This window comes from Rhizobium vallis (genome assembly GCF_003985155.1).
Lineage (GTDB): Bacteria > Pseudomonadota > Alphaproteobacteria > Rhizobiales > Rhizobiaceae > Rhizobium > Rhizobium vallis.
Genome location: NZ_ML133688.1, coordinates 316,799 through 327,889, shown reverse-complemented (window position 1 = coordinate 327,889; position 11,091 = coordinate 316,799). Strand labels below are relative to the sequence as shown.

The 11,091-nt window shown below is 60.5% G+C and carries 10 protein-coding genes; 7 read left to right on the top strand and 3 right to left on the bottom strand.

Annotated elements, in window-relative coordinates; translation table 11 throughout:
• Positions 1-179: 179 nt before the first annotated feature.
• Entirely contained in the window at positions 180-827 is a 648-nt protein-coding gene (locus EFQ99_RS11520) for a MarC family protein (RefSeq protein WP_126921161.1), read from the top strand.
• Between the two features lie 97 nt (positions 828-924).
• Here the strand turns inward: EFQ99_RS11520 and EFQ99_RS11515 are convergent, their stop codons facing one another.
• The gene (locus tag EFQ99_RS11515; RefSeq protein ID WP_126921160.1) at positions 925-1,449 is read right to left on the bottom strand and encodes a single-stranded DNA-binding protein; all 525 of its coding nucleotides are present in this window, start codon (positions 1,447-1,449) and stop codon (positions 925-927) included.
• A gap of 282 nt (positions 1,450-1,731) precedes the next feature.
• Here EFQ99_RS11515 and uvrA point away from each other — a divergent pair, with 282 nt between their 5' ends.
• Genes uvrA through EFQ99_RS11500 form a run of 3 tightly spaced genes read left to right on the top strand, consistent with a single transcriptional unit; the run spans position 1,732 to position 5,941 of the window.
• On the top strand, positions 1,732-4,653 hold the full coding sequence (gene uvrA, locus EFQ99_RS11510; protein ID WP_126921159.1) for an excinuclease ABC subunit UvrA: 2,922 nt from the start codon (positions 1,732-1,734) through the stop codon (positions 4,651-4,653).
• Positions 4,650-5,138, top strand: a complete 489-nt coding sequence (locus EFQ99_RS11505) for a GNAT family N-acetyltransferase (protein ID WP_126921158.1) — start codon at positions 4,650-4,652, stop codon at positions 5,136-5,138. Before uvrA ends, EFQ99_RS11505 begins: the two co-directional genes overlap by 4 nt.
• Complete coding sequence (locus EFQ99_RS11500; RefSeq protein WP_126921157.1) at positions 5,135-5,941, top strand: DUF72 domain-containing protein; 807 nt, start codon at positions 5,135-5,137, stop codon at positions 5,939-5,941. Before EFQ99_RS11505 ends, EFQ99_RS11500 begins: the two co-directional genes overlap by 4 nt.
• Before the next feature lie 26 nt (positions 5,942-5,967).
• On the opposite strand, the gene EFQ99_RS11495 is transcribed toward EFQ99_RS11500, so the two are convergent.
• Positions 5,968-7,440: an NAD(P)H-hydrate dehydratase gene (locus tag EFQ99_RS11495; protein WP_126921468.1), complete on the bottom strand. Its 1,473-nt coding sequence runs from the start codon at positions 7,438-7,440 to the stop codon at positions 5,968-5,970.
• A 340-nt stretch (positions 7,441-7,780) separates the two neighbouring features.
• On the opposite strand from EFQ99_RS11495, the gene EFQ99_RS11490 reads away from it, so the two are divergent.
• The 3 genes from EFQ99_RS11490 (at position 7,781) to hspQ (ending at position 10,105) form a co-directional block, all read left to right on the top strand.
• Positions 7,781-8,119, top strand: coding sequence for a P-II family nitrogen regulator (locus tag EFQ99_RS11490; protein ID WP_003579240.1), 339 nt, complete (start codon positions 7,781-7,783; stop codon positions 8,117-8,119).
• Between the two features lie 90 nt (positions 8,120-8,209).
• Positions 8,210-9,619 carry a type I glutamate--ammonia ligase gene (gene glnA / locus EFQ99_RS11485; protein ID WP_028756888.1) on the top strand — a complete coding sequence of 470 codons (1,410 nt, stop codon included), beginning with the start codon at positions 8,210-8,212 and terminating at the stop codon, positions 9,617-9,619.
• 156 nt (positions 9,620-9,775) lie between these two features.
• Positions 9,776-10,105, top strand: a complete 330-nt coding sequence (hspQ, locus tag EFQ99_RS11480; protein ID WP_126921156.1) for a heat shock protein HspQ — start codon at positions 9,776-9,778, stop codon at positions 10,103-10,105.
• 137 nt (positions 10,106-10,242) lie between these two features.
• Here the strand turns inward: hspQ and EFQ99_RS11475 are convergent, their stop codons facing one another.
• The gene (locus tag EFQ99_RS11475; protein ID WP_126921155.1) at positions 10,243-10,902 is read right to left on the bottom strand and encodes an invasion associated locus B family protein; all 660 of its coding nucleotides are present in this window, start codon (positions 10,900-10,902) and stop codon (positions 10,243-10,245) included.
• Positions 10,903-11,091: the final 189 nt, after the last annotated feature.

Below are 11,091 nucleotides of genomic sequence, written 5' to 3'. Positions count from 1 at the left end.
GCGCCAATTTCACAGGGCGTTTTGAACAGGCTTTTGCGGCTTAAAAAGGGTAATACATGCGAGTTGCGCGGCCGGACCGGACAAATCCGCCCCGGGCCGCCGCGGGATATTTGCCAAATCGGAATCCCCGCTTCACAATCATAAAAAACCACGCACCTATATGGGGTTCCGGAGAGACGATGGCAAGCGCCGACCAATTGATCAACGCCTTCACGACGCTGCTCGTCACCATCGATCCGCCGGGGCTCGCACCGATCTTCCTGGGGCTGACGACGGGCATGAGCCGGGCCGAGCGCACCCAGGTGGCGCTGCGTGGTTCGACCATCGCCTTCATCATCCTGGCCGTCTTCGCCTTGTTCGGAGCAAGCGTGCTCGGCGTGCTCGGGATTTCGATCGGCGCCTTCCGCATCGCCGGCGGATTGCTGCTCTTCTGGATCGCTTTCGAGATGGTGTTCGAGCGGCGACAGGAGCGCAAGGAGAAGGCCTCCGAGGCGGCCGTCACCAAGGATCATATCGAGAATATCGCCGTCTTTCCCCTCGCCTTGCCGCTGATTGCCGGTCCGGGTGCGATCTCGGCGACGATCCTCCTGGCGGGGACGCTGGCGACATCAGTCGGAAAAGCACAGCTGATCGCCGTCATCGCCGCCAATCTGTTGCTGACACTGCTGATGCTGCTGATCGCCGACAGACTCGACCGTTTCCTCGGCGTCACCGGCCGGGCGATCCTGACACGCCTCCTCGGCGTCATCCTCGCTGCCCTCGCGGTGCAATTCGTCGTGGACGGCGCGAAAGCGGCGCTCAATCTCATCAGCGCGACGCCGCACTAACGACGGGGCAGCTGCCGCGAAATCAAAGAAAAAGAGCATGACGTCGTCCAAGACATCATGCTCTCAGGTCTTTCATAAAACCACAAAAGGCGGTCGATCAGAACGGGATGTCGTCGTCGAGATCCCGCGAGAAGTTGCCGCCGCCACTGCCGCCACCGCGGCTTGGCGATGAAGAGGGCGCCGGGGCGCCGTAGTCGTCGCCATAATCGTTGCCGCCAGCGCCGCCGCCACGACCGCCGCCGAAGCCGGAGCTCGCGCCACCGCCTTCGCCGCGGCCGTCGAGCATCGTCAGCGTCGAGCTGAAGCCCTGCAGCACGACTTCCGTCGAGTAGCGGTCCTGGCCCTGCTGATCCTGCCACTTGCGGGTCTGCAATTGGCCTTCGATATAGAGCTTGGCGCCCTTCTTTACATATTGCTCAACGACCTTGCAGAGGCCCTCGTTGAAGACGACGACAGTGTGCCATTCGGTCTTCTCGCGGCGCTCGCCGGAATTTCGGTCGCGCCAGGTTTCCGAGGTCGCGATACGAAGATTGGCGATCGGCCGGCCATCCTGAGTGCGGCGGATTTCGGGGTCTGCACCCACGTTTCCAACCAGAATTACCTTGTTTACGCTACCAGCCATGCTTCTCACCCTGCCTGCCGCCCTGCCCGGCGGCGTTAATCGATCAGCGCACCTTAAACCATAGAGGGCCGCCGATGCGCGTGAACGGCCTTTAATCCACATGTTTATCCCATCAGAAAGCCGCATGCATTCATCAGGAATTTTGTTCTTTATTTGTTCTAGTTTATCCGTATGATCCTGTCAACAGAATCGAAAACCTTGACCCTAGTTGACATTCAGCCTCGACTCGCCGGTCGGCATCACTAAATAAGGGCTGTTATCCAAAGGACCAAAGCTGAGACGATGAGCGAACTGAAGACGATCTCCATCCGCGGTGCGCGCGAGCACAATCTCAAGGGCATCGATCTGGATCTGCCGCGCAACAAGCTGATCGTCATGACCGGGCTTTCCGGCTCGGGCAAATCCTCGCTCGCCTTCGACACGATCTATGCCGAGGGCCAGCGGCGCTATGTCGAGAGCCTGTCGGCCTATGCCCGGCAGTTCCTCGAAATGATGCAGAAGCCCGACGTCGACCAGATCGACGGGCTGTCGCCGGCAATCTCGATCGAGCAGAAGACCACCTCGCGCAACCCGCGTTCGACGGTCGGCACCGTCACCGAGATCTACGACTATATGCGCCTGCTTTTTGCCCGCGTCGGCGTCCCCTATTCGCCGGCGACCGGTCTGCCGATCGAGAGCCAGACCGTCAGCCAGATGGTCGACCGTATCCTCGATTTCGGCGAGGGCACCCGCCTTTATATCCTCGCGCCGCTCGTGCGTGGGCGCAAGGGCGAATACAAGAAGGAACTGGCGGAGCTCATGAAGAAGGGCTTCCAGCGCGTCAAGGTCGACGGCCAGTTCTACGAGATCGCCGAGGCGCCAACGCTCGACAAGAAATACAAGCACGACATCGACGTGGTGGTCGATCGCATCGTCGTGCGCTCGGATGTGTCGTCGCGCCTGGCGGACAGCCTGGAGACCTGCCTGAAACTCGCCGACGGGCTGGCAGTCGCCGAGTTCGCCGACAAGCCGCTGCCGCCCGAAGAGACTTCGGCCGGCGGCTCGGCCAACAAGTCGCTGAACGAGACGCATGAGCGCGTGCTATTTTCGGAGAAGTTCGCCTGCCCGGTTTCCGGCTTCACCATTCCGGAGATCGAACCCAGGCTCTTCTCGTTCAACAACCCCTTCGGCGCCTGCCCGACCTGCGACGGCCTCGGCGCGCAGCAGAAGATCGATGCCGACCTGATCGTGCCCGAGCCCGAGCGGACGCTGCGCGACGGGGCGATCGCGCCCTGGGCCAAGTCGACCTCGCCTTATTACAATCAGACGCTGGAAGCGCTCGGAAAGCATTACGGCTTCAAGCTCGGCACCCGCTGGAACGATCTTTCTGACCAGGCCAAGGACGTCATCCTCAATGGTACCGAGGACAAGATCGAATTCCACTATGCCGACGGCGCCCGCTCCTACACGACGCAGAAGAATTTCGAGGGCATCATCACCAATCTCGAGCGCCGCTGGAAGGAGACGGATTCCGCCTGGGCGCGTGAGGATATCGAGCGCTTCATGTCAGCGGCCCCCTGCCCTTCCTGTAACGGCTTCCGCCTGAAGCCGGAGGCCTTAGCGGTGAAGATCGACACGCTGCATATCGGCGAAGTGACCGCGATGTCGATCCGCGTCGCCCGCGACTGGTTCGAGACGCTGCCGGCAAGCTTCAACGCCAAACAGAACGAAATCGCCGTCCGCATCCTCAAGGAAATCCGCGACCGGTTGCGCTTTCTCAACGATGTCGGCCTGGAATATCTCAGCCTGTCGCGCAATTCAGGCACCTTGTCGGGTGGCGAGAGCCAGCGCATCCGTCTCGCCTCGCAGATCGGCTCGGGGTTGACGGGCGTGCTCTACGTGCTCGACGAGCCGTCGATCGGCCTGCATCAGCGCGACAATGCCCGGCTGCTCGACACGCTAAAGCACCTGCGCGACATCGGCAATACCGTGATCGTCGTCGAACATGACGAGGATGCGATCCTGACGGCCGACGACGTGGTCGATATCGGCCCGGCAGCCGGCATTCATGGCGGTGAGGTCATTGCGCATGGCACGCCGCAGGACATCATGGACAATCCGAAGTCGCTGACCGGCAAATATCTCTCTGGCGAACTCGGCGTGCCAATTCCCGATGAGCGCCGCAAGCCGAAGAAGGGCCGCGAGATCAAGGTGATCGGCGCGCGCGGCAACAATCTGAAGAACGTCACGGCATCGATCCCGCTCGGCGTCTTCACGGCGGTGACCGGCGTCTCCGGCGGCGGCAAATCCACCTTCCTGATCGAGACGCTTTATAAATCGGCGGCAAGGCGGGTCATGGGCGCCCGTGAAAACCCGGCCGATCACGATCGTATCGACGGTTTCGAGCATATCGACAAGGTGATCGACATCGACCAGTCGCCGATCGGCCGCACGCCGCGCTCAAATCCGGCGACCTATACCGGCGCCTTCACGCCGATCCGCGACTGGTTCGCCGGCCTGCCGGAAGCCAAGGCGCGCGGCTACCAGCCGGGCCGCTTCTCCTTCAACGTCAAGGGCGGGCGCTGCGAAGCCTGCCAGGGCGACGGCGTCATTAAGATCGAGATGCACTTCCTGCCTGATGTCTACGTCACCTGCGACGTCTGCCACGGCAAGCGCTATAACAGAGAGACGCTCGACGTCACCTTCAAGCACAAGTCGATCGCCGACGTGCTCGACATGACGGTGGAGGAAGGTGTCGATTTCTTCGCGGCAGTACCCGCCGTGCGCGACAAGCTGCAATCGCTGAAGGATGTCGGTCTCGGCTACATCAAGGTCGGTCAGCAGGCCAATACGCTCTCGGGCGGTGAGGCGCAGCGCGTCAAGCTCGCCAAGGAACTGTCGAAACGCTCGACGGGACGCACGCTCTACATTCTCGACGAACCGACCACCGGCCTGCATTTCCACGACGTCGCCAAGCTGCTCGAGATGCTGCACGAACTGGTCAACCAGGGCAATTCGGTGGTGGTGATCGAGCACAATCTCGAGGTCATCAAGACAGCCGATTGGGTGCTCGATTTCGGCCCCGAAGGTGGCGACGGCGGCGGCGAGATTGTTGCGACCGGCACGCCCGAGGCGATCGTCAAGGAGAAGCGGTCCTATACCGGGCAATTCCTGAAGGAGTTGCTGGAGCGGCGGCCGGCGAAGAAGGCGGTTGCGGCGGAATGACGATGAGGCCAGCGTCGCCCGATGATCTCGAAACGATCGCGACGCTGACAGCTGCCGCCTACCTGCCCTATACCGAGCTTCTCGGCGCTCCGCCGATCCCGGTAACGGAGGATTATGCGCCGCGGATTGAACGCGGCGAGGTCTGGCTGCGCGAGATCGGCGGCGAGACGGCCGGGCTCCTGGTGGTCGAGCGGTATTCCGATCACCTCATGCTGTTCAGCATTGCGGTCTCGCCGGCCTTTCAGGGCGGCGGGCATGGGCTTTCGATGCTGCGTTGGCTGGAAGGCAAGGCGCGGGAATGGACCGTGCCGGAAATCCGGCTTTATACGAATGCGCGTATGGAGCGGAACATCGCGCTCTACGGCGCCTACGGATTTCGGGAAACGGGTCGCCGGCCGAACCCTTATCGGCCAGGATGGACGCTCGTCGACATGACGAAAGAGATCGATGCGGCCCGAACGGCTGCGAACGGGAGGACGACATGACGAAATCCGGCACTATCCGCACCGGCATCGGCGGCTGGACCTTCGAGCCCTGGCGCGGCCATTTCTTTCCCGATGACCTGAAGCAGAAGGACGAGCTGAATTATGCCAGCCGCCAGCTGAAGGTCATCGAGGTCAACGGCACCTATTACAGCACCCAGAAGCCTGCGGTCTTCGCCAAGTGGGCGGCTGACGTGCCCGATGGCTTCATCTTTTCACTGAAAGCGACGCGGTTTGTCACCAATCGCCGTGTGCTGGCAGAAGCGGGTGAATCGATGGAGCGGTTCCTCCAGTCCGGCATCAGTGAGCTTGGCGATCACCTCGGCCCCCTGCTCTGGCAGTTCGCGCCGACGAAGAAGTTCGAGCCGGAGGATTTCGAAGCCTTCCTGAAGCTGCTGCCGGAAAAGCAGGACGGGCTGAAGCTGCGACACGTGGTCGAGGTGCGGCACGATTCCTTCAAGGTGCCCGAGTTCGTCGCGCTCCTTGCGAAATACGGCGTGGCGCCTGTTTGCGCCGAACATTTCGAATATCCGATGATCGCCGACGTCACGGCTGATTTCGTCTATGCCAGATTGCAGAAGGGATCGGACGATATTCCGACCTGCTATCCCGACGAGGACCTGAAGGCCTGGGCGAAACGGCTCGAGATCTGGGCCGAAGGCAAGGTTCCCGATGATCTGCCGTTGATCGATAAGGATCGTAAGGTGAAGGCCGAGCCGCGCGACGTCTTCGCCTTCATGATCCATGAGGGCAAGATCAATGCGCCTCATGGGGCGATCGCCCTGCAGCAGACGCTGGCGAAATAGGCCGGACTACATTTGGCCCCTCGAGTCTACAGCGGCCTCACCTCGACTGCGAGGTCCTCCGCCGTCAGTCCCTTGCCGGCGCGCTGGCCGGCCTCTCCATGCAGCCAGACGCCGGCGGCGGCCGCCTCGAAGGCCGGCAGCCCCTGGGCGAGCAAGCCGCCGATGATACCAGCAAGCACATCGCCGGAACCGGCGGTGGCAAGCCAGGCCGGGGCGTTGGTGTTGATAAGCGCGCGGCCATCCGGGGAAGCGATAACGGTATCGGCCCCTTTATAGACGATCGCGGCATTGGCGCGGCGGGCGGCGGCTACCGCCTTATCCACCTTGCCTAGCGCATCGTCGCCGGCGATATCGGGAAAGAGCCGTGCGAATTCACCCTCGTGCGGCGTCAGCACCAGCCGCGGCTCACCTTTAAAGAGAGCGAAAAGCTGATCAGGATCGTCCTTGAACGAGGAGATGCCATCCGCATCGAGCACGAGGTGGCGTTCCGCAAGCGCCGAGACAAAGCCGCGGGCTCTGTCACCAATGCCAAAACCGGGACCGAGGACGAAGGTCTGCAACCGCTTGTCGGCGAGCCAGCCTTCGAGCTGGGGTTTGTCGTCGACCGGATGCAGCATAATCGCTGTCAGGTGCGCGGCATTGGCGACCATTGCCGCGCCGGGTGCTGCGATCGTCACCAGACCGGCACCGGCCTTCAGGCCCGAGATCGCCGACATGCGTGCGGCCCCCGTCTTGTCGGCCTCGCCTGAGAACACCACCAAATGGCCGCGCTTGTATTTGTGGGTTTCCAATTGCTCGGCCGGCAGTACGCCTTTCCACGCCTCGGGAGTGTTCTCGACAATGACGCCGCCCGCCTCGGCCCGGACGATGCGGGCGGGAATGCCGATGTCAAAGACCTCCAAATGACCGCAAAGTTCCCTGCCCGGCATCAAAAGATGGCCCGGCTTGCGCGTCATGAAGGTGATGGTGTTCTGCGCCCGGAAGGCAGCACCCAGCACCTTGCCGGTGCGGCCATCAAGGCCGGAAGGCAGATCAATGGCGAGCACCGGGATACCCGCATCGGTGACGCGCCCGATCAGCGCGCGCACCTCGGCCGGCACCTCACGGCCAAGTCCCGCCCCGAACAGGCCGTCCATGACGACATCGCCGGGTTCGGGCCGGTAGAGGCCAAGCTCCTGACCTTGGGATGCGCAGCCGGCGCGAGCGCGGGCGGCATCGCCCTTCAGCCTGGAGGGGTCTCCAAGATGAAAAAGTGTGAGCGCTGCCCCGCTCTCTTGCAGATGTCTTGCCGCGACATAGGCATCGCCGCCATTGTTGCCAGGGCCGCAGAGCACAACGAAGCGCTGAGCACCGGGATGCAGTCGCAACACGGCTGCGGCGATGGCAGAACCCGCTCGTTCCATCAGGCTGAAGGAATCGATCCCCGATGCCGCAGCGGCCGCGTCGACGGCCGCCATTTCAGCAGGCGTGAGAAGAAGGTCGGATAGATCGCTCATCACCCCATTCAATTGAAAAAACGCCTAAAAAACAACCGCTCAACGCAATAAAGTGAAGCACATAATTTAAGCATTCGCCTATATTTTCACCGACTCGCGACATGTTTTCGCAATTGCGAATACATGTGTTTTTTTCGACTTTCGATGCAGTTTCGATCCACGGACGATGTTTTTCTATTTTTCTGTCACCGAAACGACGTAGATTTCCCCGCAAACGCGCCGGTTTCGGCAAAATCGGCGTCTTTTTTCGATAAGATGGATTTCAAACTGGCACGATATCTGCATCATATCCGGCGAGCGGGAAAATTCCTGCCATAACGGAGAAGCGGAGAGACATTTTCTCATGAAAAAGATCGAAGCGATCATTAAGCCCTTCAAGCTGGACGAAGTGAAGGAAGCCCTTCAGGAAGTCGGCCTGCAGGGCATCACGGTCACCGAAGCCAAGGGCTTCGGTCGTCAGAAGGGCCATACGGAACTCTACCGCGGAGCCGAATACGTCGTCGATTTCCTGCCGAAGGTAAAGGTCGAGGTCGTGCTGGCCGACGAGAACGCGGAGGCTGTCATCGACGCGATCCGCAAGGCGGCGCAGACGGGCCGGATCGGCGACGGAAAAATCTTCGTTTCCAACATCGAAGAGGTTATCCGCATCCGTACCGGTGAGACCGGCATCGACGCCATCTGACCACTTTGCCAACCGCGCAAAGTCCGATACCGTCATCGCACAAATCGAACACCCCACCTATTGTCATCGCAAATCGGAGGAACGTATTTAATGGCGACCGCAAGCGAAATTCTGAAGCAGATCAAGGAAAACGACGTGAAGTTCGTCGATCTGCGTTTCACCGACCCGAAGGGCAAGTTGCAGCATGTGACGATGGACGTCGTCTGCGTCGATGAAGACATGTTCGCTGACGGCGTGATGTTCGACGGCTCCTCGATCGGCGGCTGGAAGGCCATCAACGAGTCCGACATGGTGCTGATGCCCGATACCGAGACGGTGCATATGGACCCGTTCTTCGCTCAGTCGACCATGGTCATCATGTGCGATATTCTCGACCCGGTCTCCGGCGAGGCCTATAACCGCGATCCGCGCGGCACCGCCAAGAAGGCCGAAGCCTACCTCAAGGCATCCGGCATCGGTGACACGATCTTCGTCGGCCCGGAAGCCGAATTCTTCGTCTTCGACGACGTCAAGTACAAGGCCGATCCCTACAATACCGGCTTCAAGCTCGATTCGACCGAACTGCCGTCGAACGACGACACAGACTATGAAACCGGCAACCTCGGCCATCGCCCGCGCGTCAAGGGCGGCTATTTCCCGGTCCCGCCCGTCGACAGCGCCCAGGACATGCGTTCGGAAATGCTGACGGTGCTCTCCGAGATGGGCGTCGTCGTCGAAAAGCATCACCATGAAGTCGCCGCCGCGCAGCACGAACTCGGCATCAAGTTCGACACGCTGGTGCGCAACGCCGACAAGATGCAGATCTACAAATATGTCGTGCATCAGGTGGCGAACGCCTACGGCAAGACCGCGACCTTCATGCCGAAGCCGATCTTCGGCGACAACGGTTCGGGCATGCACGTGCACCAGTCGATCTGGAAGGGCGGCAAGCCGACCTTTGCCGGCGACGAATATGCGGGCCTTTCCGAGAGCTGCCTTTTCTACATCGGCGGCATCATCAAGCATGCCAAGGCGATCAACGCCTTCACCAACCCGTCGACGAACTCCTACAAGCGTCTCGTCCCGGGCTATGAAGCACCGGTTCTGCTGGCATACTCCGCCCGCAACCGTTCGGCTTCCTGCCGCATTCCGTTCGGCTCCAACCCGAAGGCAAAGCGCGTCGAAGTCCGCTTCCCGGATCCGACCGCCAACCCCTACCTCGCCTTCGCCGCCATGCTGATGGCAGGCCTCGACGGCATCAAGAACAAGATCCATCCCGGCAAGGCCATGGACAAGGATCTCTACGACCTGCCGCCAAAGGAACTGAAGAAGATCCCGACCGTCTGCGGTTCGCTGCGCGAAGCGCTGGAAAGCCTCGACAAGGACCGCAAGTTCCTGACAGCGGGCGGCGTCTTCGACGACGACCAGATCGATGCGTTCATCGAGCTGAAGATGGCTGAGGTGATGCGCTTCGAAATGACGCCGCATCCGGTCGAATATGATATGTACTATTCGGCCTAAGCGGCCATAACACGGAAAGCCCCGGCACCCGGGGCTTTCGCCTCCCCGGTCATGGACGCCACTAGGAGGATATGACGTTCATGTGACGCACTCGCGCAAAAATCTTGATTTGCGCGACACCAATCACCAAATTTGGTGATGAAAGGAAGTCGTACCATGAAAGAAAGAGTAGCAAAGTTCAGTATCGGCGAAGTGGTTCGGCACAAGGTATTTCCGTTTCGCGGCGTCATCTTCGACGTTGATCCTGAGTTCGCGAATACGGAAGAATGGTGGAATTCCATTCCGGCCGAAGTGCGCCCCAGCAAGGACCAGCCCTTCTATCATCTGCTCGCCGAGAACGACGAAAGCGAATATGTCGCTTATGTCTCCGAGCAGAACCTGATGAACGACGAGAGCGGCACACCGCTTCGAAACCCTCAGATCTACCAGATTTTCGATCAGGCCCCGTCAGGGCAGTTCAAACCCAAGATGAGCTTCGCCCACTAAGATCGGTCTGACCGCTGAATGAACCAAGGCCTCGCATCTCCCAGCGAGGCCTTTTTCTTTGCTCGATGGGCGAGTTCTTTACGCAAACAAAAAACCCGGCATGAAGCCGGGTTCGTTGTTCAAGCATGAGCGCTGAATTACTGCGCTTTGGCTGCCTTCTGGGCGTCTTCCAGCTTCTTGCGGGCTTCGTCGGCCTTCTTCTGCATGCCTTCCTGAAGGCTGCGCTGGCTTGCGGCAAGCTTGGATTCAGAAACCGGCTCGCCGTCATAAGCGCCGGTAAAGCCTTCGAGCGAGATCTTGATCGGGTTCGGAGCGCGGCGGAAGTTGATCGACGTGAAGATCACGTCGCTGCCCTTCTTGAGGCTGGCGATCATCGCGTCGGTCAGCGGAATTTCTGCAGTGCACTTATCCGGCAGGCAGACGGCGTAATCGAGCTTCTGGCCCTTGCCGCCGTCGATCTGCATGATGATGCCCGGGGGGATCAGGCGTGCGGTAGGAACCGAGACCTGCAGGAGCTTGCGGTTGATCTTGCCGGTAACCGAGATCAGGCCAACAGCCGTGACGAGCTGGCCGCCATTGGCGAGGATCAGGTTCTGGACGACACAGATGTCGTTGTCTTCCTGCTTGCTGCAGGTCTTGTACCAGCCAAGCTTCGGCGCGCTGGTTGCCTGAGCATCGGTCGGAGCCTGTGCCGCTGCATCCTGCGCAAAGGAGGAGACCGGAGCCGAAGCGGCGCCGAACATCACTGCCAGAACGGACAGTGCTGCCCGCATTTTCTTTTCAGACTTGAACATCATAACGAATTCCGTCTCCTGATATCCGTTCGGGGCAGCGACTTTGCCACCCCAACCATCGGGTCGTTCGGCACTCCACCTCATGGAAAAATAAGGCAAATGCATGACCCCGAAACTTCGGGTTCACCTGTTACATCGCAGCGTTCAAGATATCCAGCATTTCTTTGGCAATTCGAGCAGCAATTTCGTCGC